Raw genomic sequence first — 25277 nt, 5'->3', positions numbered from 1 at the left:
AACGATACCTACCGATATGGCAGATCAACTCGTCAAGCGCTCGGCGCTGGCGCTGGCTTCGTGCGCGCTCGCCACTCTCACGATGGGCGCTCACGCCCAGTCCTCCGTCACGCTGTATGGCACCGTCGATGCGGGCCTCGTCTATTCGACCAACCAGCAGACCACCCACGCCGATGGTCACACCGACGGCCATTCGAACTGGCAACTGGGCGGCGGCAATCTCGTGCCGTCACGCTGGGGTCTGACCGGCAGCGAGGAGATCGGCGGCGGCACCACGGTGAATTTCACGCTGGAAAACAGCATCCTGACGCAGAACGGCGCGCTGCTGCAAAGCGGCACGCTGTTCAATCGCAATGCGTGGGTGGGCGTCGCGAACGGCACCTACGGCACGCTCACGCTCGGCCGCCAGTACGATCCGTTCTCGGACAATATGGGCGCGTACGCGTCGAGCAATAACTGGGCGACGCTGTACGGTTCGCATTTCGGCGATGTCGATAACCTCAACGAAGCGTTCAATTTCAATAACTCGCTGAAATACATCAGCCCGAGTTTTGGCGGCTTGACGCTAGGCGGTTTGTTCAGCCTTGGCGGCGTGGCGGGCAATTTCTCGCAGAATCGCGGCTGGTCGCTCGCGGCGAATTACTCGCACGGACCGCTTTCGCTTTCGGCGGGCTATCTGCAATTGCATAATCCGTTGCAGGCGGCGCTGGGCGGGGAGAGCGGTTATATCGGCGATCTCAGTTGCGCGAATACCGACGCCTCGTATTGCGAATTGCAGAACGCGCAAAAGATCGATATCTGGGGCGCGGGCGGCTCGTACGTCTTCAACACCGTCACGGTGGCGCTGAGCTACACGCATACGCGTCTGTCGCAGAGCCAGTATTTCGCCAGCACTGCGCAACCGCAGGGCGCGAATATCTCATTCGATATCGCCGAACTCAATACGATGTGGCAATTCACGCCCGCGCTGCAATTCGGCTTTGCCTATATCTTCAACGACGCGCACCCGAGCGGCGGTTCGTCCACGCGCGTCCATCAGATCAATCTGGGCACCGTGTACAACCTGTCGAAGCGCACCGCGCTTTACGCGGTCGCCATCGGCCAGAAGTCGTCGGGTGCGGGGCTGGGTCTGGACGCTTCGGGCGGCACGCGCAATCTCGCGCAGATCCCGAATCTCGTGAACTCGGATAACGACAAGCAACTGGCAATCATCGCGGGCATTCGCCACAACTTCTAAGGCCGCTGGAGGGCTTCGCTGCGCTGCGGCACGGCCATGGGGGCGGCCGTGCCGCTTTAAGCGCCTGCTGGGCGGAACGGCGCTAGAATGGTCCGGTCCGCTTTCCGCGCGAGCCCCCGCATGAAAGTCGCCCTGTTCGTTCCGTGCTTCATCGACGCGTTTTATCCCGAAGTCGGGATCGCCACGCTGGAATTGCTCGAGCGGCTTGGCTGCGAGGTGGCGTATCCGCTCGACCAGACCTGCTGCGGCCAGCCCATGGCCAATAGCGGCGCACAGACCGAGGCGGCGGGCACGGAGCGCGTGTTCGCGCGCGCCTTCGCGGGTTACGACTATATCGTGGGGCCGTCCGCGAGTTGCGTGAACCACGTGCGCGACCATTTCACCGCCATCGAGCAAACCGACGAAGTCCGCCGCGTGCGCGCGAATACCTATGAACTCGTGGAGTTTCTGCACGACGTCATGGGCGTGCGCGAATTTCCCTGGGCCGAATTCCCCTGGCGCGTGGGCCTGCACAATAGTTGCAGCGCGCTGCGTCATTTGCACGAAGCCTCGATTTCCGAAATCGCGGGCACGCCGTTTTCAAAACCGCTCACTCTATTGCGCGCCGTAAAAGGCATTGAGTTCGTCCAGCCTAAACGTCCCGATGAATGCTGCGGATTCGGCGGCACGTTCGCCGTCACGGAAGAAGCGGTTTCGGTGCGCATGGGGCAGGACAAGATCGTCGATCACGTGAGCGCCGGCGCGCAATACATCGTCTCGGGCGATATGTCCTGCCTCATGCATCAACAGGGCTGTGCGGAGCGTATGAAGTCCGATGTGCGCTTTATCCATATCGCCCAGGTGCTCAATGGAGCGCGCGAATGAGTACGCCGGAGAAACCCTCGAAGCGTGTCGAGCACGCGAAACTCGCGGGGAGTTTTCTCGCGCATCCTGAGCACGTAGACTTCCACGACAAACGCCTCTGGGATCTGCGCATGAAACGCGACGCCCAGGCGCATGCGATTCCCGAATGGGAAACGCTGCGCGAACTGGCATCGCAGATCAAGGCGCATACGCTCTCGCATCTGGCCGATTATCTCGACGAATTTTCGCGCGCCGCCGAAGCGAATGGCGTCAAGGTGCATTGGGCCGATTCGGCGGGCGAGCACAACGAAACCGTGTTTCGTATTCTCAACGAGCGCGGCATGACGGCGCTGGTGAAAAGCAAGTCGATGCTCACCGACGAATGCGAATTGCGCCCGTATCTGGAGCAGCGCGGCATCGCCGTGATGGAAACCGATCTGGGCGAGCGTATCCAGCAACTCGACGATCAACCGCCCAGCCATATTGTCGTGCCGGCCGTGCACAAACTGCGCGACGACGTGGCCGAAGTGTTCGGCCGCACGATCGGCACCGACCCGGCCAATAACGACATTCACTATCTCGCGCAAAGCCAGCGCTTGAATACGCGCCCGTGGTTCGTGCGCGAAAAGACCGGCGGTATGACGGGCTGCAATTTCGCGGTGGCGGAAACGGGCACGGTGGTGGTGTGCACCAACGAAGGCAATGCCGATCTTTCCGCCAACGTGCCGCCCGTGCATATCGTGTCGATGGGGATCGAAAAACTGATTCCGCGCCTGTCCGATCTGGGCGTGTTTATTCGCATGCTTTCGCGCAGCGCGCTCGGCTCGCCGATCACGCAGTACACCTCGCATTTTCGTGCGCCGCGCGAAGGCGCGGAACTGCATTTCGTGCTGGTGGACAACGGCCGCAGCGCGCGCCTGGCGATGCCGGACTTCTGGTATTCGCTCAAATGCATACGCTGCGGGGCGTGCATGAATACGTGTCCGGTTTATCGGCGCAGCGGCGGGCTTTCGTATGGCAGTACCTATGCGGGGCCGATTGGCGCAATCATCAATCCGACTTTCGATCTCAAGCGTTTCAGCGCTTTGCCTTTTGCGTCCACGCTGAACGGTAGCTGCACGAATGTGTGCCCCGTGAAGATCAATATTCACGAGCAGATTTATCAATGGCGCGAGGTGATCGCCGCGCGTAATGCGGTGCCGTTCGTCAAGCAGGAAGTGCTCAAGATGGCGGGGCGATTGCTTGCCAGTCCGAAGCTTTATCGCGGTGCGGTTTCATCGCTCGATGGCGCGTTGCGGCGCTTGCCCAATTTCGTGCTCTACAACCCGCTCAATATCTGGGGCAAACAGCGCACGCTGCCGCACGCGCCGGGCATGACGTTTCATGCGTGGTATCGCAAGAACCGTAAAGGCGACAAACCCGCAGGAGGCGGCGATGGCGAGTCGTGAGGCCTTTCTCGCGCGCGTGCGCGCTGCGCAGCCCGCGCCGCAGGAGCGTCCCGAGGTGCCGCTATTCGATGCGCCGCCTGGCGATTTACGCGCACGCTTTGCGACTGCGCTCGCGCTGATGGGCGGCAAGGAAATCGAAGCGGCATCGGGCGAAACCGTACTGGCCGCTATCCGCGAGCGTTTCGGGCCCGATGTCTCGATCGCGTCGGCCGCGCCCGAAGTGCCGGGTACGCGCGTTCTTGCTGCGGGTACGCCGCCCGCGTCGCTCGAAAACATCGAGGTGGGCGTTGTGCGCGCGCGCTTCGGCGTGGCGGAAACGGGTTCGGTGTGGCTGAGCGAGCGCGAATATATCGTCAATGCGCTCGGCTATCTGGTGCAGCATCTTTATGTATTGCTCGATGCCGGCGCGCTCGTCGCGGGTTTGCAGGATGCCTATCGTCGCGATGATTTTCGTGCTGCGCGTTATGCGGCGCTGGTCACGGGGCCATCGGCGACGGCCGATATCGAAGGCGTGCTGATTCAGGGCGCGCAGGGCGTGAAATCGCTGACCGTGGCGTGGCTGCCGGCGCGCTGAGCGCTTCAGCAAGCGGCGTCGCGGGCACGCAGTTCATCAACGACGCAACACGCTACATCGCGCGGGAAACGATGGTCATCCACATTCTTCTCTTGAGCGGCTTTCTGCTGGCAAGTATTGCTTTGGTCCAGGCCGTGAGCCTGCGCTTCGCGCTGTCCGAATCGGTGCTGCTGGCTGCGTGGGGTTTTGCGCTCGGCGGCATTTATCTGGTGAGCGGGGAGGCCTGGCCGCAACTCGCGGCAAGCGTGGTGACGCCCGCGCTCGAGCCACGGTTGCCGCCCGAAGCCTATCTCTGGATCTTCCTGCCGCTGCTGCTGTTTCAGGCCGCGCTGAGCGTGAATGTACGCGAAATGCTCGGCGATGCCGCGCCCATTTTGCTGCTCGCCGTGGTGGCCGTGTTCGTTGCGACCGCAATGGTCGGCGGCGCGATCCGCCTGACCGGGCTCGGGCCGCTCACCGACGGCTTGTTGCTGGGCGCGATGATCGCCACCACCGATCCGTCCGCCGTGCTCGCCGTGTTCCGCGAAGTGGGCGCGCCCGCGCGACTGGTGCGCCTGGTCGAAGGCGAAAGCCTGCTCAACGACGCGGCGGCGATCGCCATCGCCAGCGTGCTGATCGCGGCCATCACCGGCGACGCCGCCGCGGCAACCGGCACCGCCGCGCTGCGCACGCTCGGCGTCGAGCTGATTGGCGGGCTCGCGGTGGGCGCACTCGCGGGCCGCATTTTCGCGTATCTGCTGCCCGCATTGGGCGGCGAAGGCAAGGCCGAGATTTCGCTGAGTTTCGCCTTGCCGTATCCGCTTTATCTGTTCGCCGATCAGGTGCTGCATGTGTCGGGCGTGGTGTCCGTGGTGGCGGCGGGACTGGTGATCAGCGGGCTGGGCAGAACGCGTCTGTCGCCGGTCAACTGGTTGCATATGCAACTGATCTGGGAGCAGGTGGCGGCCATGGCCGGTGCTGCGATCTTTCTGCTTGCCGCCATGCAGATTCCCGCCACGCTGCGCGATGCGCACCTCCGCGATCTGGTTGCGCTCGCGGTCGTGGTAGTGACGGCGCTGATTGCACGGCTCGTGGTGGCGTTCGGCATGTTGCCCTTGCTGAGCCGCTTCAAGCTCACCGAGCCCGTGAGCGCCGCCTACAAACTCGTGATTGCGTGGGGCGGACTGCGTGGCGCGGTGACGCTCGTTTTGGCACTCGGTCTCGCGCAGAACGAGGCGCTGCCCGAAAGCACGCGCCGCTTCGTGGCGATCCTCGCAACGGGCTTCGTGCTGGTGAGTCTGATCGTCAATGGCACGTCGCTCAAGCTGCTGATTCGCAGGCTCAAACTCGATCTGCTGTCGCCGCAGGAAGAAGCGATACAGCAGCAGGCCGTGCGGCTGTCGTCGATCAGCGTATCGGAACAGGTGCATGCGGCGGCGCGCACGTTCCGCATTGCCGATGCGATTGCCAATGAAGCCTGCGCCACGTTTCGCCGCAGCATCGACCTGAGCGCGACGGCTTTCGATATCGAAGCGGCGCTTTCCGAGCGCGAACGGCTTGCCATCGGCCTCGTGACGCTCGCGGGCAAAGAGCGCGATCTGATCCCGCAATATGGCAGCGGCATTGTCACGATCCGTAATCTCGACGCCATGACGCGCAACACCGACGCCATGATCGAAGCCGCGCGCGAGAGCGGGCGCATTGGCTATCAGCGCGCGGCGGCAAAGATTCTTGCCGATACACCGGGCTTGCGCATGGCGCGCTTCGCGGCGCGCTGGCTGCATATCCGCCAACCGTATTCGGACGCGCTGGCCGATCGTTTCGAACTCCTGATGTGTCGGCGGGTGGTCCTGCACGAATTGATCTTTTTCGCCGATACGAGCCTCACGCCGTTGTTAGGCGAGCGGCTGGCAAAACTGCTGGGCACGATCTTACGTTTGCGGATCGAAAAAGCCGAGCGCGGGCTCGACGAAGTTCGCAGTTGCTTCGGCCAGGGCGCGCAAGTATTGGAGCAACGCATGATGCTGCTTTACGCGCTGCGCGAAGGGCGCGCGCGCGTGGTGGCGATGTACGAAGACCGCTCGATTTCGAAAGAGATCTACGATTCGATCCGCAGGGAACTGGACGTTGCGTGGAAACGCGCGGTGCCGCGCGCGCATCCGGCCGTGCGGCTCGCGGGCGGATGGAAGGCGAAGGCGAAAGTGCAGGAAGAACCGCAAGAGGGACCGCAAGAAGAAGCGCAAATCCAGGATCTGCCGCCACCTCGACCGCCCAGGATGGAGCCGCAGACAGCCGTCCACGCCGATGAAGCGGGCGAGCCGCCCGGGAGCGCCGGATCATGATGGAGATCGGCATGGCGCTGCTGGTGTTCGTGCTGCTGCTCGGCGGCACGGGGCTGGGCGTGTTGTTGCGGCCGCTGCTGCCGGAAGAACATCGCAAGCACGAGACCGTGCAACTCGTGCAACTGGTGTTGGGCATGCTGGTCACGTTCGCGGCGCTGGTATTGAGCCTGCTGACCGCATCGGCGAAAAGCAGCTACGACACCGCCACCAACGATTTGCGCGCGTATTCGGCCGATCTGATTCAACTGGATGCGCGGTTGCGCGATTACGGCCCGAATGCACAATCCGCCCGCGCCGCGCTGCGTCGATATACGGCGGCCGCGATTGCCTCTACCTGGCCGCAGGAACGCGCGCCTGAAGGCGATTATCCGCGCGTGGCGGACGCGCATGACGGCCAGCTCGAAAGCGTGCCGCTGGGCGCGATGCTCAATACGGTGGGACGCGAGATCGACCGTTTCGCGCCGCGCGACCGTTATGAAACGACGCTGGCCGCGCGGCTGGACGAAGTATTCGGCCGCGTGCGCGATACGCGCTGGCGTTTGATCGAAGAAGCGCACGGCACCATTTCGAAGCCATTTTTCGCGATGCTCACGCTCTGGCTGATTCTGATTTTTCTGAGCTTCGGGCTGATCGCGCCGCATAACGCACTGGCGATGGTGATGATTGCGCTGGGCGCGGTGTCGATATCGTCGGCGGTTTATGTGGTCGTCGATCTCGATACGCCTTTTACCGGGCAGATCGTGTTGCCGAGCGATTCGATGCGCGACGCGCTCGTGCATATGAATCAGCCGCTCGAGCCGCGTTCGCCTTTGCCTGCGCTGCCGTCGCCGCAATGAGTGCGTTAGACTCGCGCGTGCTGGTTATCGTGTCGAGTTTGAACAAGGAGGTGCCCGATGCATCGTAAGACTCTCAACGCGTCGCGGCTGCAGGAAGAGGTGAAGCGTCGCCTGCAGCGTTTGCAGGAAGTGGTGGAGGACGGCGTGAAGATCGTCGTGCCGCGTCCGCAGGCGCAGGAACCCGACCGCACGGGCTGCAACTGGACGATGCGTCATTTCGGTAACGCAGCAGGCTTCGAGTCGAGCATCGCGGGCGTGCTGGCGCAGGTGCAGGCCGAATACCAGCTCGCCGTGGACGCCGATGAAGCGGACGAAGCCGATACAGCAACTGCCGCGCGCGTCGATCCACTCGACCCATTTGGCGGCGCGCATCGTCAGGCGAATGAAAACCCGTTTGGCGAAACGTCGCGCGCGCCGCAAGCCAATGCATTCGGCGAAAAAAAGCCCGCAAAAGCGGGCGATCCTTTTGGTGTTCAGCGTAACGAAAACGCGGAAAGCGCAGAAAGCGCCGAAAGCGAAACGCCGCGCAAACGGCCGGCGAATCCTTTCGGCGACTGATTGCCCTTTTAGCTTTCTTCAGCCGCCTTGCGCGGACGGCGTGCGCGTGCAGGCGCTTTCTTCGCCGCTTTTTTCGCGGGCGCAGGCTCGGCGGCCGGTTCAGGCGCCGGTTCGGCTTGCACAGCGACATCGACGGCAACTTCCGCGGTTTCGGCGGCCGGCTTCGCCGCCTTCTTGCGCGCAGTCGTCTTGCGTGCCGCGGTCTTGCGCGCGCGGCGCGGCGCTTTTTCAGCGGCTGCTTCTTCGGCTTCTTCTACGGTTTCGGGCGCGTGCTCGACCGTTTTCTGTGCAGCAGGCTCGAAGAGCGGCAGGGCGGATTCGTGCGAACGCGGCTCGGCGAAGAGGTCGCCATGCGGCTGCGCCGGGGTTTCTTCGGCGGCAAGCACGGTTTCGATGTCGAAAATCTCGTCCGTCTGGGCGGATTCCGATTTGCCCGCGTGCGGCTGACGCTGACGGTTGCCGCCGCGAGACTCACGGCCTTCGCGACCTTCACGTCCATCGCGCCCATTGCGACGGTTCTTGTTACGGCGCGAACGGGATTCCTCCGCGCGCGGTGCGGGCGCTTCTTCAGCCGCCACCGGAGCAGCAACCGGTTCCACCACGGCAACCGCCGCTTCAACGGTTTCAGCCGTTTCAACCGCCTCAGCCGCCGGCTGGCTCGTGCGCGTCACGAACGTGCCTGATTTATCGTCGCGGCCCACTTCGAGCAGCCCGCGCGCCTGCGCTTCGTCCAGCAGATTGCCGAACGCGCGGAAACCATAACGCGACTCGTTGAAATCCGGCCGGCGACGCTTGATCGCGCTCTTGAGCACCGAAGCCCAGATCTTGCCGCTATCGCCGCGCTCATAGCCGAGCGCATCGAGCGTCTCGACCACCAGCGTGATCGCCTTGAGCTTGCGCTCTTCGCCGCGGTCTTCGGCGTTCTCGCCTTTTTGCTGGCGTTCGTCGCCATCCTTGCGTTTGGCGTTCGCGCCAGCTTCGCCGCGACCCTTGCCGCGCGCCGGCTGCTCGCGCGAAAGCTCACGCACGAGATCGTCGTAAAAAATGAATTCGTCGCAATTCGCGACCAGCAGATCCGACGTGGAATGCCGCACGCCCACGCCAATCACCTTCTTCGCGTTTTCGCGCAGCTTGGAGACGAGCGGGGAGAAGTCCGAGTCGCCGCTCACGATCACGAAGGTGTCGACGTGCGACTTCGTATAGCAGAGATCGAGTGCGTCCACCACAAGGCGAATATCGGCGGAATTCTTGCCGGACTGGCGCACGTGCGGAATTTCGATGAGTTCGAAACTCGCTTCGTGCATCGACGCCTTGAAGCCCTTGTAACGCTCCCAGTCGCAATAGGCTTTCTTGACGACGATGCTGCCCTTGAGCAGCAGGCGCTCGAGCACGGGCTTGATATCGAAGCGGTCGATCTTCGCGTCGCGCACGCCGAGCGCAACGTTCTCGAAGTCGCAGAACACCGCCATGCTGACGTTTTCTTGAGGGGAGGCCATGTGATTCGATTGTTCCATCTACGGTACGAATTCACATGATAGCCGGTTGCGCGCAGCGAGTCCGCGTTTCATCCATGAACTGCCGGCGCCCAGCGTTATCAGGGTAATCCCATACCGACCGGTTGGTTGCGTGCGCAAGCAAATGGAATTGAACGCATATACCGGAAATATGGCGATGGCAGCCCATGTTTTCACGGTTCCGTCACACACGCTCCTTAAGCTTGCGCGGCCCATTCATGGTGCAAATCATTGTGCATGGGTGGGCGAAAAAAATATCGGTTTAAACCGGATTATTCCTATAACGACTCGACACAACAGAGGACACACCCATGGCAGTTCGCTTCACCGGCAAGATCGGCGCGTTGTTCGCCGCGATCTTTGCTGCGCTTCTGTGCGCGCTTTTCGTCAGCGCGTGCGGCTCCAGCGTCAACTCCACGACCGCGGGAACGACCCAGCAGATCAAGCACGTTTTCATCATCACGCTCGAAAACGAGAACTACACCACCACCTTCAGTTCGACCACCAAGGCGCCGTATCTGGCCAATACGCTCACCGCGCAGGGCGCGCTGGTGCAGCAGTATTACGGAACGGGGCACGTGAGCCTCGACAACTATATTTCGATGATCAGCGGCCAGTCGCCCACGGTGCAAACCGACAACGACTGTACGACCTATGAGGACTTCAGCCTCACGGGCATGACCTCGGACGGCCAGGCGATCGGCACGGGCTGCGTGTATCCGGCAAGCGTGAAGACCATCGCCGACCAGCTCAAGGCGGCCAATCTCACGTGGAAGGGCTACGAAGGCGACATGGGCAACGACCCGGCGCGCGAAGCCGCCACCTGCGGTCACCCAACGCTCGGCACGACCGACCTGACCAACACCCAGGAAGCGCCGAACTCGACCACGCCGCTCGGCGATTCGTACGCGACGCGTCACAACCCGTTCATGTATTTCCATTCGATCATCGATTCGCCGGATTGCGAAACGAACGTGGTCAACCTGAACAACCTGACGACCGACCTGCAGCAAGTCGCGACCACGGCGAACTTCAACCTGATCACGCCGAGCACCTGCGACGACGGCCACGATTCGCCTTGCGCGAACGGCGCGACGGGCGGCCTCGTATCGGCGGACGCCTTCCTGCAGAAGTGGGTGCCTATCATCACGGAATCGCCGGCGTTCAAGCAGGACGGTCTGCTGATCATCAATTTCGACGAAAGCAGCTACGCATCGGTGACGATGCCGAGCACGAGCGAAGTGGACTTCACGTTCTCGGGCGACACCTGCTGCAGCCAGCAGGAAGGTCCGAACCTGGGCACCTTCCCGCAATCGGCGACGATGGGCACGGTGCCGGCCGCGTATCTGACGAAGCTGGGCATGACGGTGCCGGCGGGCGTGACGGGCAACATCAACCTCGTGCTGGCCAAGACGAGCTACGGCGGCGACCGCACCGGCGCAGTGATGATCTCGAAGTTCATCAAGCCGGGTACGGTGTCGACGGTGGCCTATAACCACTACTCGATGCTCAAGAGTGTCGAGGACATGTTCGGCCTCGGTCATCTGGGCTACGCGGGGCAGGCTGGCCTCACGGGCTTCGGCAAGGACATCTTCACGAATCTCTGAGCCGATCGAATCCGATGACTGTTTTCCACGCAAGTCTGGCGGCGCGTCGCGCCGTCACGACTGCGCTGGCCGCCGGCGCTACCGCGCTGGCGGCTTTTGTCGTACCGGGTATCGGTGCGGCGCAGGCGCAGTCGCATGGCCCCGCAGCGACGTCTGCAGTGACATCCGTAGCGACACCCGCGGTCACGCCGCTCAGCGATACCGCCGCGCTCGGCAAGCTGATTTTCAACGATCCTGCGCTGTCCGCATCGGGCCGCATGTCGTGCGCGAGCTGCCATAGCCCCGCGCACGCATACGGGCCGCCGAACGGTCTGGCCGCGCAACTGGGCGGCCCCGAATTGCGCACGCAGGGCACGCGCGCGGTGCCCACACTCGGTTACGTGCTCAATCGCACGCCCGTGTGGACGCACGTGCAGGCCGCGAGCGTGTTCGAGCGCCTGACCGATGCCGATAGCCCGCCCGCAGGCGGCTTCGCCTGGGACGGCCGTTTCAACAGCCTGCACGATCAGGCCTTGTTTCCGCTGTTCAGCGCGAACGAAATGGCCAACCGAGATCCCGCCGATGTGGCCGCGAAACTCGCGCGCGCACCGTACGCGGCGCGCTTCAAGCAGCTTTTCGGCGAGACCATTTTCGATTCGAAAGACGCCGCGCTGCGTCAGGCGATGATGGCGGTCGAGCGTTTCGAACTCGAAGAGCCGTCGTTCCATCCGTACACCAGCAAGTTCGACGCGTATCTCGACGGCAAGACCGAACTCACGGCCAGCGAAATGCGCGGCAAGAAGCTCTTCGACGACCCGAACAGCGGCAACTGCGCGTCCTGCCATATCGATCAGGTGGGCGCGAACGGCGCGCATCCGCTCTTTACGGATTTCCAGTTCGAGGCGCTGGGCGTGCCGCGTAATGCGGACCTGCGTGCGAACCGTGATCCGAACTACTACGACGAAGGCCTGTGCGGTCCCGTGCGTACCGACAAGTCGAGCATGAAAGCGTATTGCGGCCTCTTCAAGACCCCGACGCTGCGCAACGTCGCCACGCGCCAGGTGTTCTTCCACAACGGCCGCTTCCATACGCTGCGCGACGCGCTGCGCTTCTACGTCGAACGCGATACGTCACCGCAGAAGTGGTATTCGAAGGACGCGCACGGCCATGTCGTGAAGTTCGACGATCTGCCGGCCGCAGTGCGCGATAACGTCGATGTGCTGGACGAACCGCTCACGCGCAAGGCGGGCGGCAAGCCCGCCTGGAATGCGCGCGATATCGACGATGTGATCGCGTTCCTGAAGACGCTCGACGACGGCTATCTGGCGCATCCGCAGCCCAATCCGCCGGTACGCGCGCCGCTCAAGCGCCCGTAGTCAGACTGCCGGCGCGACGTAACCGAGCAGGCGGCTCGCAGCCGCCGCTTCGCTGCGCACGGCAAGACCGATGGCACTCTCGGGCGACGGATCGAATCCACCCGTCGCGCCGAGAGCCGTGAGCACCGCGCAAATCTTGCCGCTGTGATCGAACAGCGGCGCGGAGACCGCGCTGATTCCTTTTAGATAGGTATCCTTGACACTTGCGCAGCCGCGCGCGTGAACCTCGCGACGCAATGCGCCAACCGGGTCCTCGATGTCCACGGCTTCCAGCAGCGCGCGCAGATCGGGCGCCGCGTGCGCAAACTCTTCCTGCGCCATCTCCAGCGTGCGCCGGTCGTCGAGCAGGCCGAGAAACACACGTCCCGTAGACGACCACAGCAGCGACATCACCGAGCCCACGCGCGCGTTCACGGTCACCGGCAGGCCCGATTCCTCGAAGCGCACGATGGTCGGCCCCTTGTTGCCCATCACCGCGACAAACGATGTCACCTCCAGCGTTTCGCGCAGACGCGCCAGCGCGGGTTCGGCCACGCGCACCGGATCGGCCTGACGCATGGCGGCCACGCCGATCATCATCGCTTCCGTGCCGAGCCGGTATTGCTGCGTCGCGCTGTCCTGCGCCACCAGTCCTTCCTCGATCAGGCTCACCAGATAGCGATGCACCTTGGCCGGGCTTTCGCCCACATGCGCGGCGAGGCCGGAAAGGCTGGCGCGCCCGCCCAGCCGCGCCAGTCCCTTGAGGACGGCCATGCCGGTCTGCGCGGACTGCACACGCTGACGCCGCTCGCGCGGCGCTGCGGCTTCGGGAACGCTCCCTGTTATCTCTTTTTTCATACGGCGATTGTAGAAGGGCGGCCACGCCACCGGGATACATGCAGGTTTCGAGGTTAACCCCAATCTCGTAATTACGCTATGCGTACTAGAGTTACGCAAAGCGAAACACAATGCAGGAGACGGCATGACCCGAGAAACCTCATCCCAGCCAGTCGCGGCCGGGCGTTGTCCCTTTCCCCATGGCGCGCCGGCAGCATCGCCATCGGCTTGTCCGGTCAGCGCGAACGCGGCAGCATTCGACCCGTTCAGCGACGGCTATCAGCAGGACCCGCCCGAATACGTGCGCTGGGCGCGCGAGCAGGAACCGGTGTTCTACAGCCCGCAACTGGGCTATTGGGTCGTGACGCGTTATGACGACATCAAGGCCATCTTTCGCGACAACCTCACGTTCTCGCCGTCCATCGCGCTCGAAAAGATCACGCCCACCGGCCCCGAAGCCAATGCGGTGCTCGAGTCCTATGGCTATGCGATGAACCGCACGCTCGTGAACGAGGACGAACCCGCGCATATGCCGCGCCGCCGCGTGCTGATGGAGCCGTTCACGCCCGAGCATCTCAAGCATCACGAACCGATGGTGCGGCGCCTCACGCGCGAATACATCGACCGTTTTATCGACGATGGCCGTGCCGATCTGGTCGATCAAATGCTCTGGGAAGTGCCGCTCACGGTGGCGCTGCATTTTCTCGGCGTCCCCGAAGAGGATATGGATCTGCTGCGCCAGTATTCGATCGCGCATACGGTCAATACGTGGGGACGTCCGCGCCCGGACGAGCAGGTGGCGGTCGCGCATGCCGTGGGCAACTTCTGGCAGTTCGCGGGCAAGGTGCTCGACAAGATGCGCCAGAATCCCGATGGTCCGGGCTGGATGCAGTACGGGATTCGCCGGCAGAAAGAGCATCCTGAAGTTGTCACCGATTCCTATCTGCATTCGATGATGATGGCCGGCATCGTCGCCGCGCACGAAACCACCGCCAACGCCACGGCGAATGCGTTGAAGCTGCTCCTGCAGCATCCGCACGCGTGGCAGGCGCTTTGCGAAGATCCGAGCCTGATTCCGAACGCGGTGGAGGAATGCCTGCGCCACAACGGTTCCGTGGCGGCGTGGCGCAGACTCGTGACACGAGACACGCGTATCGGCGGGATTGAGATTGCGGCGGGCGCAAAGCTGCTGATCGTGACGTCGTCCGCGAATCACGACGAACGTCATTTCGCCGATGCGGATCTATTCGACATCCGTCGCGACAATGCCAGCGATCACGTGACCTTCGGCTACGGCTCGCATCAGTGCATGGGCAAGAATCTCGCGCGCATGGAGATGCAGATTTTTCTCGAAGCGCTGACGCGTCGTTTGCCTCATATGCGGCTTGCCGAGCAGCGTTTCAGCTATGTGCCGAATACATCGTTTCGGGGTCCAGAACATCTCTGGGTCGAATGGGATGCGGCGAAAAACCCCGAGCGCGCACAACCGGCGCTGCGTGACGTGCAGGTGCCGGTGAGGATTGGCGAGCCGTCTTCGCATGCGTTGAGCCGCCCGGTGGTGGTCGAACGTGTGGACGTGGTGGCGCAGGATATCGTGCGTTTGCGCCTGGCGGCGTCTGCCGGCGGCACGCTGCCGCGCTGGGCGCCGGGCGCGCATATCGATGTCGAATGCGGCGAAACGGGCCTCTCGCGTCAATACTCGCTATGCGGCGACCCGGCCGATACCGGCGCGTTCGAAATCGCCGTGCTTCGCGAGGCGGCCGGCCGTGGCGGCTCCGCATGGATGCACGACACGCTGCGTGCCGGCATGCGCGTAAAGATTCGCGGGCCACGCAATCATTTCCGTCTCGACGAAGCAGGGCGCCGTGCGATCTTTATCGCGGGTGGTATCGGCATCACGCCGGTTAGCGCCATGGCGCGCCGCGCGCGCGAACTCGGCATCGACTACGTGCTGCATTACAGCGGCCGTTCGCGTGCGACGATGGCGTTGATCGACGAACTCGCGCAACGGCATGGCGAACGCCTGCAGCTTCATATTTCCGACGAAGGCACGCGCAACGATTTCAACGCGCTGCAGGTGGATGAACACACGCGGGTTTATGCCTGCGGCCCGGCACGCATGCTCGAAGCGTTGCAGGCGGCGAGCGAGGCTTGGCCCGAAGACGCACTGCGCGTGGAGCATTTCGCTGCGAGCACAGGCAAGCTCGATCCGGCCAATGAACACGCCTTCGAAGTCGAGCTCAAGGATTCGGGCCTCGTGCTCAAGGTCGCGCCCGATCAGACCGTGCTGGACGCCTTGCGGCGCGCCAATATCGACGTGCAAAGCGATTGCGAAGAAGGTCTGTGCGGCTCATGCGAAGTGCGCGTACTGGCGGGCGAGATCGATCATCGCGATGTGGTGCTCACGCGCGCGGAACGCGACACGCAATCGCGCATGATGACCTGCTGTTCGCGTGCCAAAGGCGCGCGTCTGGTGCTGGAACTGTAGCGGAAACGCCCGGTCGTCGATCAAGACGATTTTCATATCGGTTGGAGCGAGGCATGGAAAAAAACGTAGAAGTGACGGCCATCATCGACGATAGCCGCTTCGGGCCGTATCAGTTGCTGGTGGTGGTGCTCTGCGCGCTGTGCCTCGTGATGGACGGCTTCGATGTCCAGGCGATGGGCTATGTCGCGCCGGTCGTGATCCGCGAATGGGGGATCGCGAAAGAGACGCTCGCGCCGGTGTTCGGCGCGGGACTGTTCGGCATGCTGGTGGGCTCGCTCACGTTCAGCACGGTGGCGGACAGAATTGGCCGGCGTCCGGTGCTGGTCGGCGCGACGCTGTTTTTCTCGGCGTGCATGATCGCCACGGGCTTTGCGAACACGATCGGCGAACTGGTGTTCTGGCGCTTCGTGGCGGGCCTGGGACTGGGCTGCATCATGCCGAACGCGATGGCGCTGGCGGGCGAATACAGCCCGCGCCGCATCCGCGTGACGCTGATGATGATCGTCTCCTGCGGTTTTACGCTTGGCGGCGTGGTGGGCGGTCTGATTACCGCCGCGTTGATTCCGGCTTTCGGCTGGCGCGCGGTGTTCTTTGTCGGCGGTGCGATTCCGCTGGCGATGGGCGTGCTGATGTGGCTCGCGCTGCCGGAATCGATCCAGTTTCTGCTGTTGCGCCGCCGGGCGACGCAGCATGAAAGCGCCGCGAGCGAGCGCGTGCGCCGTCAGCTTGCGCGTGTCGCGCCCAATGTGCCGCTGCCCGCCGATACGGTGTTCACCAGCAGCGAAACGCGCTCGCGCGGCGTGCCCTTTGTCGAGCTGTTCAAGGAGGGCCGCGCGCGCGTGACGCTGCTGCTGTGGATCGTGAACTTCGCGAATCTGCTCGATATGTATTTCCTCTCGAACTGGCTGCCGACGGTCGTGCGCGACGCGGGTTTTTCCACGCAGACTGCCGTGCTCGCCGGCACGGTGCTGTGGGGCGGCGGGGTGATCGGCACGCTGTTGCTCGGGCGTCTGATCGACATGGCGGGCTTCACGCGCGTGCTGGCCACGACGTTCGTGATCGCCATCGCGGCGACGGCGGCGCTCGGCAATGCTGCGGTGATGGTGTCGGTGGCGGCGATGTTCCTCGCGATATTCCTTACGGGCTTTTCGATTATCGGCGGGCAGCCCGCGCTCAATGCGCTGGCGGCCACCTACTATCCGAGTGCGCTGCGCTCGACTGGAATCGGCTGGAGTCTTGGCGTCGGGCGGATCGGCTCGGTAGTGGGGCCGGTGCTGGGCGGCGCGCTGATGCATCTGCACTGGTCGTCGGCGTCGCTCTTTGCGGCCGCTGCGGTGCCGGCCTGCGTTTCGCTCGCGGGGATCGTCGCGATTCATCGCGCGAATGCCAATGCAGGCGGCCCGGATTCGCGCGATGCACGCGAGGCAGCCGCGCAGGCGCATTGACGCGTCGACGTGCATTTATCGATCTACTCGACGATCAGGAAAGCGGTAGAGCGAGGCACGGGAATTGCGCACGCGCACGGTCCGTCACTCTCTCAACGGAAGCCTGCCTGTGCGCATCCTGTCGATCTTTGGAACGCGGCCCGAAGCCATCAAGATGGCACCGCTCGTGAAGTGTCTTGAAGCCGAACCCGGCGTGGAGTCTATCGTCTGCGTGAGCGGGCAGCATCAGAGCATGCTCGACCAGGTGCTCGATCTGTTCGAGATCGCGCCCGCGCACCGGCTCGACGCGATGACCGCGAACCAGTCGCTCAACGGCCTGGCCGCGCGGCTTTTCGCAGGCATCGACGCGGTGCTGGCCGATGTGAAGCCGGATCGCGTGCTGGTCCATGGCGATACGGCAACCAGCATGGCGGGCGCGCTCGCCGCGTTTCATCGGCGCATTCCGGTGGGGCATGTGGAAGCGGGGCTGCGCACCGGCAATCTGTTCGAGCCCTGGCCCGAGGAAACCAACCGGCGCGTGGTCGATGCGGTGAGCGATCTGCTGTTCGCGCCAACGGCGAGCGCGCAGGCCAACCTCGAAGCGGAAGCGCTCACCGGACGCGTGATCGTGACGGGCAATACCGTGATCGACGCGCTTCGTCTCATGTGCGCGCGCCTCGATCGCGATGCACACCTGCGCGCGCAGATCGACGCGCGTTTTCCCTTTATCGAGACCGAATCCGAAGCCGAAGGCAAAGGGCGGCCGCTGCTGCTGGTCACGGGACATCGGCGCGAGAGTTTCGGCGCGGGTTTCGAGCACATCTGCGCGGCGCTCTCGGCGCTCGCTGCGAGCGGCAAGATGCAGATCGTCTATCCGGTCCATCTGAATCCGAATGTGCGCGGCCCGGTGCTGGCCGCACTCGGCGACGCGCCCAATGTCCATCTGACCGATCCGCTCGACTATCCGGCGTTTGTGCGCCTCATGCAGCGCGCCGCGATCGTGCTGACCGATTCGGGCGGCGTGCAGGAGGAAGCGCCCGCACTCGGCAAGCCGGTGCTCGTGATGCGCGACGTGACCGAGCGGCCCGAAGCGCTTGCGGCCGGGACGGTCAAACTGGTCGGCACGCATCGCGAGACGATCGAGCGCGCGGTGATGGAGCTAGTCGACAACGAAGCGGCGCGGCGAGCCTACACGCGCCGCGTGAATCCTTATGGCGATGGCGAGGCATCGGCGCGCATCGTCGCGGCGCTGATGGGGCGGCGCGTGACACCGTTCGCGAGCGAAGCGCTGCCGGGTTATCGGCATCCGGTGCTTGCGCAGCGGGCCGTGGCGTAGCGCTGGAGCGCGCGGTGAGCCGCTTCCTGCAAAAGCGCAGAACGCTGCGCGCGTTGGCTTCGTTCGGGGCTTTCGGTGCGTCGGCAGCGTACGGTCTGACCGGCAAGCACGCATTGGCTCTTGCCGACGAACGCCACGCGCCTTCTGTCCCAGCGCTTGCACAAGGCGTCGTCTGGCAGCCCGACAACGCGCATCTGGACCCGCGCGGCGAATGGCAACGGCTTGGCGTGCGCGATCTGCTGATCCAGTGGATTGCCGTCGACGATGTGGCCTTCGTGCCGGGCGCCGGTTTGCCCGCGCCGCGCGTGCCCGACTGGACGCGCATCGCGGCGCAGCCGTGGGCGCGCGATGTGATCGTCGGCCTGGCCGGTTATGCCGATGAAAAGAAGGCGCGCGCGAATCTCGAAGAACTCGTCGAGCGTTCGCTGAAGCTCGCCGATGCGCGCCCGCCCGTGCATATCGCCGGCTGGTATTTTCCAGTGGAAGTCGACCCTGGCTGGACCGACGCGGCGCGCATGGCGCCCTTGCTCGAACGCTTGCCGCGGCCGCTGTGGATCAGCGTGTACGACACGCGCAATATCGGTGGCGCGGCGCTGGCCCAGTGGCTCGATAGCTGGTTGCCGCGCGACGTAGGCGTGTTCCTGCAGGACGGCGGCGGCGTCTATGCGCGCGGTCCGGCAGCCGCGCGCGGTTACGCGGATGCACTCGCCGCGAAGCTGGGCAAACGGCGCGTGCGCGTGATCGCCGAAGCCTTCCGGCCGAAGCAGGGCGGCGGCTTTCGCGCCGCCACGCCAGCGGAACTCGCGCCGCAACTCGACGCGTATCGCGGCTATCGTGTTTATCTTTTCGACGGGCCGCATTATCTGTCGCCCGAACTCGTCGACGGTTTATTGGCGATCCGTCGTGCGCAAACGCAAGCGCAGTGAGCGTCGTTCAGCGCAGCTGCGTCACCGCAATCAGCAGCACCATCGAACCGATCGCACCGTCGAGCACACGCCAGGCGCCCGCACGCTTGAAGAGCGGCGCGAGTGCGCGTGCGCCATAACCCAGCCCGATGAACCACACCGCGCTCACCGCCATCGCACCGATCGCGAAGGCCAGTCGCGCACCTTCCGGCTCGCGCGCGCCCGCCGTGCCGATCAGCAGAAAAGTATCGAGATACACATGCGGATTGAGCCAGGTGAACGCGAGCGTCATCAGCATGATCGGCCAGGCGCGCTGCTCGGGCGTGTTTCTGGCATCGTCGGCGCAAGCGGCATCCATGACATCGTGCGTGGGCTTGACCGCGCGCCGCAGCGCGTTGATGCCGAACCAGACGAGCCACGCGAGGCCCGCATACAGCACCAGATGCACGAAAGTCGGATAACGCTCGACGAGGGCGGACGCGCCGCCCACGCCCGCGCCGATCAGGATGAAATCGGACAGCGCGCACAGCAGCACGATCTTGCCGATATGCGAGCGCAGGATGCCCTGGCGCAGCACGAAAGCGTTCTGCGCGCCGATGGTGACGATGAGCGAGGCGCACAGCGCGGCGCCATGGGAAAAAGCGAGCCAGTTCATGATTGGACATTGCGGGGGAACGGCGCTAGTCTGCCGTCGGAAGCAGCTTAAGCAAAGCTGATTTTCTTAATCTGGATTAAGGAACGCTAATGCTCGACTATGCGCTGCTCGATGCGCTGGCCGCCGTGGTGCGCCACGGCTCGTTCGACCGCGCGGCAGGCGCGCTCAATATCACGCCGTCTGCGGTTTCGCAGCGAGTGAAGCTGCTGGAGGAGCGCGTGGGCACGGTGCTCGTCAAACGCAGCCAGCCGTGCGTGGCAACGGCGGCGGGCGCGCTGCTATGCCGTCATACCGAGCGCGTGCAATTGCTCGAAGCGGAACTCGGCGGCGGCATGCCGACGGTGACGGGCGGCCTCGACGCCTCGCGGCCCACCTTGCGCGTGGCCGTCAACGACGACAGCGTCGGCACCTGGTTTATCGATGCGGTCGCGCCGTTCTGCGTCGAGCGCGGCATCCTGCTCGATCTCGTCATCGACGATCAGGATCACACGGCGCAGCGTATGCGCGACGGCAGCGTGCAGGGCGCGGTGACGACGCAGGCCGAGCCCGTGCAAGGGTGCCGATCGACGCGTCTGGGACGCATGCGCTATCTCGCGGTCTGTTCGCCTGAATTCTTCGAGCGCTATTTTTCCGCGGGCGTGGGACGCGAGTCGCTGCGCCGCGCGCCGTGCATCGAATTCAATCCGAAGGATCAACTGCAAAAGCGTTTCGTGCGGCGTATCACGCGTGCGCAGGTGGACGCGCCGCTGCACTGGATTCCGCATGTGGCGGGTTTTCTGCGCTGTTGCGCGAGCGGGCTGGGCTGGGGCATGTGCCCGGAGCGCATGATTGCGCCGCATCTCGCGCGCGGCGAACTGGTCGAACTCACGCCGGGGCGCGCGCTCGACGTCGAGTTGTATTGGCAGAGCTGGCGCCTGTCGATCGGCTGGCTCGACGATTTCGGCACGATGTTGCGGCAGCGCGCCGCGGACTATCTCGACCAGGGGCGCGGCGCCTGAGCCGTCATGCCTCGGCGGTTCCGCCTTGGCGGCCTCACCTTGGCGGCCCCAAGATTCGCCGATGAATGCCTGCCGGCACCCGCCATTCATGCAGTCATTAGCCGCCATTTGAATTGTTGTTATCCGTGCAGGGAATCGTCGCGACTTTTGCCGCGTATTGACAGTAAGGCGTTTGAGATGATTGGATGCATTTGCGCATGACAAAATGGCTAATGCGCAATTCAATTTCGATTAATGTTTCAGAAAATTGAGTCGTGTCTCGCAATTGACACTGTTCGGCACGACGCTAGTCCGTGCGACAATTCTTCGCGCCAAAAAGCATGACCGGCCATGCCTATTTTCCTGATGCCGTTGACATAAGCCTGTAATGCGTTTCATTGATCGGACGACATGCCGCACGCGCCGCCGGTGCCGGGCGTGCGCCACGAAGGGCAGGGCGCTGCGCCCGCACAGGCAAGCCAGACGGGGCGTTGCGGCATTGTCGGGCCGGCGCGTCCGGCCCATGTTCAGGCCTGCCAATAGGTTCGCTAATGCGTTTGTATCACTTGCATAAGAAGGGTCTATCCGGTTATTTTTTCCTGGATGCAATGTTAAACATCAACAAATCGGAAAAAAGTTCGAATGTAAAGAAACCAGCATTGCTATCCTGCAATGTGACTTGAAAGCCTCGCGTCTGGTCTTTTGGCGGTAGCCGGGATATATCGTGTGAAAGTTCAGTTTTTTCTGTGGAGTGCCAGAATCGCACGCTATAATCCCGACGTGGCAGAGTGCTTATTCGACCGGCATATTTGAATCGTTTCCACGTGCACGAGGTGCATTATGACGAAATTAGATACCGGCAGCGCATGGCAACAAACCATTGATCTTCTGACCGCCGCCTCGGAGCCGCTTGGCCCGGACGGCGAACCCGAGATCATCAGGAGCTGCAAACCGGTACCCATCACGCGCAGCGCATCGGAGGCGGCCAACCGGCGCCGCGCCACCGTGCGTTCGTGGGATGCGCAAGGCATTACCTTGATCCGGCGTCATGATCCGGACAGCATCACCGTTTGCTGGAGTGACGCCACGTATGGCCGCTACTCCGACCAGTTGTGGCGGGTTTGCACGGCGCGTCGCAGCGCTGTGTGTGCGTTGACCGGCGAGAAGATCCGCCGCGGCGACGCCGTGTTCCGTCCGAGCCCGAATCGCCGTCATCGTCCGGCCAATGCCGACGCGATGATACTCGCGAGCAAGCTCGACAACTTCCCCAGCGGCGTGGTGGCCGCGCGTCTCGACGAGGCGCTCGCAGCCTGAGCTTGAGTTTGAGTGGGTCTGCTGGTGAAGTCCGATCCGCGCGAAGCGGATCTGCAGTCGCAAAGCCGTAGCTTCCGGCCTCTCCTGTAGTGAAATCAGCGGTTCGTCATGGCGGTTCGATCGCCTGACGGGCGCAGATTTCGCTGCGGGCAGCCGCCCTCGCATTGTCTTTCGCGTTCCTCAGGACGCGTCTTCTGGCCTCACACATGCAGGCCACGCTTTTGCACATCTATCGGTTTATTTTGTCTGTTGAATAAGGGCGTGCGTTATTGCGTCTTTATCGGCGATAAAACGTCGCGCGCAATAATCGGCTGCGCAAATGAAGCGGGGCGCCACTGCCGCGCCCGGATGGGTTGCGGCGGTGGCGCCCCGTGTCGGGCGCGTCTGATGCAGTGCGAACTGCAGGCGCAGGCGTTGCTACGCCGTCTTGTCGCTGGCGGTTTCCTCTTCGATCGCGTCGCGCGTTTCGGGCATCACGAGCCACACCATCAGCACCGCAGTAGCGCCAGCGGAAGCCAGCGCGAGGAAGCTGACCGTATTGCCGAGGTGATCGGCGATAAAGCCCGCGAGCGCCGTGGACAGCGTTGCGCCAATTCCCGCCGAAAGCCCGAACAGGCCGATACACAGGTTGTAGCGGCCTTTGCCGCCCGCCACGTCGGCGGCGATCAGCGGCAGCATCACGCCGAACACGGCAGCCGAAAGGCCGTCGAGCATCTGCACCGGCACGAGGAAGTACGGGTTGCCGACCGCCGCGAACAGCAGCGCGCGCAGCGGCAGGGCGCTGAAGCCCAGGATCAGCACCGGGCGGCGGCCCCAATGCTGGGCCGTGCGCCCGACCCACGGCGACATCATCGCGACAATCGCCTGCGGCACGATGATGCACGCCGCAATCACGAGCTGCACGTTGTCGCCCATGCCCGCCGTCACTTCGCCGGCGGCGAGGTTCAGCATCGCCGCGTTCGAGAGGTGGAACAGGATCACGCAGGCCGCGAAGGTCAGCATGCGGCGGTCGCGCAGCAGATCGAAGATGGTTTCGCGTTCGCCGTCGGCCTCGGCAGCCGGCGCCTTCGTGGCTTTGAGCGGCTTCGGCGCATTCGCGTGCTTGTCGTATTCGATCATCGCGAGCGCCACCAGCGCGGGCAGCGCGAGCGCGGCGGTCAGCCAGAACACGGCGCGCGGCGAGACGTACTCGCCGCACAGGCCCATCAGGCCCGCCGCGACGGCGCTGCCGATCGAAGCCCAGCGTGCATTGCGCCCGAGCCGGTCGCCCAGATTCTGGCGGCCGACCAGCGCCAGCGCGAGCGCCGCCATCGCCGGCACCAGCATGCAACTGGCGAAGCCGTGGAACACTTCGGCGGCCATCACCGGCACGACGGTCGGGCTGACGGCCAGCAACATCGCCGAAATAATGATCGCGATGATCGCCCAGGCGGCGGCAGCCTTCTTGTTCTTGAGCGCGTCGACCGCCGCGCCGCCTGGCACCTGGCTGACCATGGCGCTGATCGTGCCGACCGACAGCGCGAGGCCGATCTCGCCCTGGGTCCATTTGTGCGAAGCCAGATACGAGGCGATGAACGGACCGAAGCCGGTCTGCACATTCGCCACGAAGAAGTTCAGCCAGTCGAGCGCGCGCACGCTTCGCAGGCTGGGGGTGAGTTGCGTCGTGGTGCCTGTCGTCATTGGGCACCGCGCGCGGAAGCTGCAGGCGCGGCCGGCGCGGCCGCCGCGGTTGCCGGGCTGACGGCGCGCACCGGCTGGTCGTTCAGGTAGGGCGGCGAAGCATCCACCTGCTGGTCGCTCATTTCGAGCTGCGCTTCGAGCGCGTTGTTCTTCGTGACGAAGTGCAGCGCCGACCAGTCGGCGGCGATGGTGCGGCGTTTCTCCAGCAGATCGCTGACATCGAGCACCACGGCGAGCGGCGAGGCGCTGCCGTCGATCAGCACGTCGACCACGCGGCCGACCTTGGCGCCGTTCGGACGCTCGACGGTGGTGTCGAGCATCGGCAGACGCGTCGGGCTGGCTTCGGGTGCGCCCGCCTGCGCGCCGCCGGCCTTGGGCCGGTCGGGAATCTGCAGTTGCTGTGGCGTGAGCGCGAGCGTGACGGCCGGCGTCTTCGCCTGCGTGTTGATGCGCACGGCGCTCCACGGGAAGTTCGCCTTGCGGTCGCCCACGCCCATGAAACCCTGCAGGTTCACCACGACTTCCTGCGGCTTGCCGCCGGGGCCCGCGACCATATCGACGGCGCGGCCCACGACCTTGCCGTCGGGCTTTTGCACTTCGCTGTCAAGCAGCGTGCGGAAAGTGCCGCGCTCGATCGTGCGGGTCTGCACCAGCGGTGCGGGCGGCGGCGCGGTGGGCGTGCTGGCCGGCGCGGGCGGCGGCGGTGTCACGCGATGTGGTTTGCGCGGGGCCGGGCGCGGCTTGCGCGGCGCGGGGCGGGCGTTGGTTTCGGTGTCGCTGGCGGCTTCGGGCGCGGAGGCGGCTTCGGGCTCGCTCGCGGGCACGTCCGGCTCGCTGGCGGCGATGGGCGGCTCCGGCTCGGGCGGCGGGGGCGAGCGGAACAGCGAACAGCCCGACAACGCCAGCACGGCGAGTAAGGTCAGGACCGACGTAAGGGATACAGCAGGACGTGCGAAACCGCCTCTCATCTACAGAAACTCCAGGAGCGGCCGGCGCTGGGCGCGCGGCGGGGGAAAACCGGGTCGTGAGAGTTTAACCCGCATGGGGCGGTCATTCGCCTTAATCAGCCATTGAGCAGCCATTAATCAGCCGCTGATCAGCCGTTATTCGGCCGGCAAAAACCAGCCGGTTTGCCCGCCGATTCACTGCAGATTTGCCGTTCATACTGACTGTTTGAAAGAACTGTAATTAAAAGCGCATTCGGCAATCAGGCAGCAATGCGCCTGGCTTATTTCGCCGCTTTCCCGTCAGCGGATTGAACCGATTCTGAACCGACCCCAGCAAACCGCGCGCCCGGCGGCCGCGCACCGCGAATGCCCTGAATCGCACCGGGGTATACGCCAAGCCCGGCGACCCGGTGCGCCTTGCATACGGCGATATAAGCATCGC

The 25277-nt window shown here is 64.1% G+C and carries 19 protein-coding genes and 1 pseudogene; 15 read left to right on the top strand and 5 right to left on the bottom strand.

Annotation, left to right across the window (positions count from 1 at the left end):
* The first annotated feature begins 16 nt into the window (after positions 1-16).
* The 7 genes and pseudogenes from U5A67_RS35160 to U5A67_RS35130 all read left to right on the top strand — a co-directional run.
* On the top strand, positions 17-1237 hold the full coding sequence (locus U5A67_RS35160) for a porin (protein WP_321817964.1): 1221 nt from the start codon (positions 17-19) through the stop codon (positions 1235-1237).
* Positions 1238-1357: 120 nt separating this feature from the next.
* On the top strand, positions 1358-2101 hold the full coding sequence (locus tag U5A67_RS35155) for a (Fe-S)-binding protein (RefSeq protein ID WP_205986527.1): 744 nt from the start codon (positions 1358-1360) through the stop codon (positions 2099-2101).
* Complete coding sequence (locus U5A67_RS35150) at positions 2098-3528, top strand: lactate utilization protein B (protein WP_321817965.1); 1431 nt, start codon at positions 2098-2100, stop codon at positions 3526-3528. The genes U5A67_RS35155 and U5A67_RS35150 overlap by 4 nt, the downstream gene beginning before the upstream one ends.
* Positions 3515-4102, top strand: a complete 588-nt coding sequence (locus tag U5A67_RS35145; protein WP_321817966.1) for a LutC/YkgG family protein — start codon at positions 3515-3517, stop codon at positions 4100-4102. Before U5A67_RS35150 ends, U5A67_RS35145 begins: the two co-directional genes overlap by 14 nt.
* The gene (locus U5A67_RS35140) at positions 4084-6423 is read left to right on the top strand and encodes a cation:proton antiporter (RefSeq protein ID WP_321817967.1); all 2340 of its coding nucleotides are present in this window, start codon (positions 4084-4086) and stop codon (positions 6421-6423) included. The genes U5A67_RS35145 and U5A67_RS35140 overlap by 19 nt, the downstream gene beginning before the upstream one ends.
* Positions 6420-7259 (top strand): hypothetical protein, encoded by an 840-nt coding sequence (locus U5A67_RS35135; RefSeq protein ID WP_321817968.1) that lies wholly within the window; start codon positions 6420-6422, stop codon positions 7257-7259. The genes U5A67_RS35140 and U5A67_RS35135 overlap by 4 nt, the downstream gene beginning before the upstream one ends.
* A 57-nt stretch (positions 7260-7316) precedes the next feature.
* A pseudogene (locus U5A67_RS35130) lies at positions 7317-7565 on the top strand (hypothetical protein); the annotation flags it as partial.
* 260 nt (positions 7566-7825) lie between these two features.
* Here U5A67_RS35130 and U5A67_RS35125 read toward each other — a convergent pair.
* Complete coding sequence (locus U5A67_RS35125) at positions 7826-9313, bottom strand: NYN domain-containing protein (protein WP_321817969.1); 1488 nt, start codon at positions 9311-9313, stop codon at positions 7826-7828.
* Positions 9314-9642: 329 nt separating this feature from the next.
* Between U5A67_RS35125 and U5A67_RS35120 the strand changes: the two genes are divergently transcribed.
* A complete protein-coding gene (locus tag U5A67_RS35120) occupies positions 9643-10938 on the top strand; it encodes an alkaline phosphatase family protein (RefSeq protein WP_321817970.1) in 1296 nt (431 codons plus the stop codon).
* 14 nt (positions 10939-10952) lie between these two features.
* On the top strand, positions 10953-12293 hold the full coding sequence (locus tag U5A67_RS35115) for a cytochrome-c peroxidase (RefSeq protein WP_321817971.1): 1341 nt from the start codon (positions 10953-10955) through the stop codon (positions 12291-12293).
* Here the strand turns inward: U5A67_RS35115 and U5A67_RS35110 are convergent, their stop codons facing one another.
* The gene (locus U5A67_RS35110) at positions 12294-13130 is read right to left on the bottom strand and encodes an IclR family transcriptional regulator (protein WP_205986520.1); all 837 of its coding nucleotides are present in this window, start codon (positions 13128-13130) and stop codon (positions 12294-12296) included.
* Between the two features lie 124 nt (positions 13131-13254).
* Between U5A67_RS35110 and U5A67_RS35105 the strand changes: the two genes are divergently transcribed.
* The 4 genes from U5A67_RS35105 to U5A67_RS35090 all read left to right on the top strand — a co-directional run bounded on the left by U5A67_RS35105 (position 13255) and on the right by U5A67_RS35090 (position 19283).
* A complete protein-coding gene (locus tag U5A67_RS35105) occupies positions 13255-15597 on the top strand; it encodes a cytochrome P450/oxidoreductase (protein ID WP_321817972.1) in 2343 nt (780 codons plus the stop codon).
* A 53-nt stretch (positions 15598-15650) separates the two neighbouring features.
* A complete protein-coding gene (locus U5A67_RS35100) occupies positions 15651-17042 on the top strand; it encodes an MFS transporter (protein WP_321817973.1) in 1392 nt (463 codons plus the stop codon).
* Positions 17043-17145: 103 nt separating this feature from the next.
* Positions 17146-18357: a non-hydrolyzing UDP-N-acetylglucosamine 2-epimerase gene (gene wecB / locus U5A67_RS35095; protein WP_321817988.1), complete on the top strand. Its 1212-nt coding sequence runs from the start codon at positions 17146-17148 to the stop codon at positions 18355-18357.
* A gap of 113 nt (positions 18358-18470) precedes the next feature.
* Complete coding sequence (locus U5A67_RS35090; RefSeq protein WP_321817989.1) at positions 18471-19283, top strand: hypothetical protein; 813 nt, start codon at positions 18471-18473, stop codon at positions 19281-19283.
* A 7-nt stretch (positions 19284-19290) separates the two neighbouring features.
* Here the strand turns inward: U5A67_RS35090 and U5A67_RS35085 are convergent, their stop codons facing one another.
* Positions 19291-19917: a LysE/ArgO family amino acid transporter gene (locus U5A67_RS35085; RefSeq protein WP_321817974.1), complete on the bottom strand. Its 627-nt coding sequence runs from the start codon at positions 19915-19917 to the stop codon at positions 19291-19293.
* Positions 19918-20006: 89 nt separating this feature from the next.
* On the opposite strand from U5A67_RS35085, the gene U5A67_RS35080 reads away from it, so the two are divergent.
* The gene (locus U5A67_RS35080) at positions 20007-20915 is read left to right on the top strand and encodes a LysR family transcriptional regulator ArgP (RefSeq protein ID WP_205986516.1); all 909 of its coding nucleotides are present in this window, start codon (positions 20007-20009) and stop codon (positions 20913-20915) included.
* Between the two features lie 819 nt (positions 20916-21734).
* Entirely contained in the window at positions 21735-22208 is a 474-nt protein-coding gene (locus tag U5A67_RS35075; protein WP_205986515.1) for a DUF3331 domain-containing protein, read from the top strand.
* 417 nt (positions 22209-22625) lie between these two features.
* On the opposite strand, the gene U5A67_RS35070 is transcribed toward U5A67_RS35075, so the two are convergent.
* Together U5A67_RS35070 and U5A67_RS35065 are read right to left on the bottom strand one after the other, a co-directional pair.
* Complete coding sequence (locus U5A67_RS35070) at positions 22626-23888, bottom strand: MFS transporter (protein ID WP_321817975.1); 1263 nt, start codon at positions 23886-23888, stop codon at positions 22626-22628.
* Positions 23885-24856 (bottom strand): PRC-barrel domain-containing protein, encoded by a 972-nt coding sequence (locus U5A67_RS35065; protein ID WP_321817976.1) that lies wholly within the window; start codon positions 24854-24856, stop codon positions 23885-23887. Before U5A67_RS35065 ends, U5A67_RS35070 begins: the two co-directional genes overlap by 4 nt.
* Between the last annotated feature and the right edge of the window lie 421 nt (positions 24857-25277).

Source organism: Paraburkholderia sp. J69-1 (assembly GCF_905220255.1).
Taxonomy (GTDB): domain Bacteria; phylum Pseudomonadota; class Gammaproteobacteria; order Burkholderiales; family Burkholderiaceae; genus Paraburkholderia.
The sequence above is the reverse complement of the archived record's forward strand: the minus strand, read 5'-3'. Positions and strand labels throughout refer to the sequence as shown.

Bases quoted from the DNA above. Each gene is read 5' to 3' on its own strand.
- U5A67_RS35085 (WP_321817974.1), bottom strand. From the start codon at position 19,917: ATGAACTGGCTCGCTTTTTCCCATGGCGCCGCGCTGTGCGCCTCGCTC.
- U5A67_RS35075 (WP_205986515.1), top strand. From the start codon at position 21,735: ATGACGAAATTAGATACCGGCAGCGCATGGCAACAAACCATTGATCTT.
- U5A67_RS35150 (WP_321817965.1), top strand. From the start codon at position 2,098: ATGAGTACGCCGGAGAAACCCTCGAAGCGTGTCGAGCACGCGAAACTC.
- U5A67_RS35100 (WP_321817973.1), top strand. From the start codon at position 15,651: ATGGAAAAAAACGTAGAAGTGACGGCCATCATCGACGATAGCCGCTTC.
- U5A67_RS35120 (WP_321817970.1), top strand. From the start codon at position 9,643: ATGGCAGTTCGCTTCACCGGCAAGATCGGCGCGTTGTTCGCCGCGATC.
- U5A67_RS35115 (WP_321817971.1), top strand. From the start codon at position 10,953: ATGACTGTTTTCCACGCAAGTCTGGCGGCGCGTCGCGCCGTCACGACT.
- U5A67_RS35160 (WP_321817964.1), top strand. From the start codon at position 17: ATGGCAGATCAACTCGTCAAGCGCTCGGCGCTGGCGCTGGCTTCGTGC.
- U5A67_RS35145 (WP_321817966.1), top strand. From the start codon at position 3,515: ATGGCGAGTCGTGAGGCCTTTCTCGCGCGCGTGCGCGCTGCGCAGCCC.
- U5A67_RS35155 (WP_205986527.1), top strand. From the start codon at position 1,358: ATGAAAGTCGCCCTGTTCGTTCCGTGCTTCATCGACGCGTTTTATCCC.
- U5A67_RS35135 (WP_321817968.1), top strand. From the start codon at position 6,420: ATGATGGAGATCGGCATGGCGCTGCTGGTGTTCGTGCTGCTGCTCGGC.
- U5A67_RS35110 (WP_205986520.1), bottom strand. From the start codon at position 13,130: ATGAAAAAAGAGATAACAGGGAGCGTTCCCGAAGCCGCAGCGCCGCGC.
- U5A67_RS35080 (WP_205986516.1), top strand. From the start codon at position 20,007: ATGCTCGACTATGCGCTGCTCGATGCGCTGGCCGCCGTGGTGCGCCAC.
- U5A67_RS35070 (WP_321817975.1), bottom strand. From the start codon at position 23,888: ATGACGACAGGCACCACGACGCAACTCACCCCCAGCCTGCGAAGCGTG.
- U5A67_RS35065 (WP_321817976.1), bottom strand. From the start codon at position 24,856: ATGAGAGGCGGTTTCGCACGTCCTGCTGTATCCCTTACGTCGGTCCTG.
- U5A67_RS35125 (WP_321817969.1), bottom strand. From the start codon at position 9,313: ATGGCCTCCCCTCAAGAAAACGTCAGCATGGCGGTGTTCTGCGACTTC.
- U5A67_RS35105 (WP_321817972.1), top strand. From the start codon at position 13,255: ATGACCCGAGAAACCTCATCCCAGCCAGTCGCGGCCGGGCGTTGTCCC.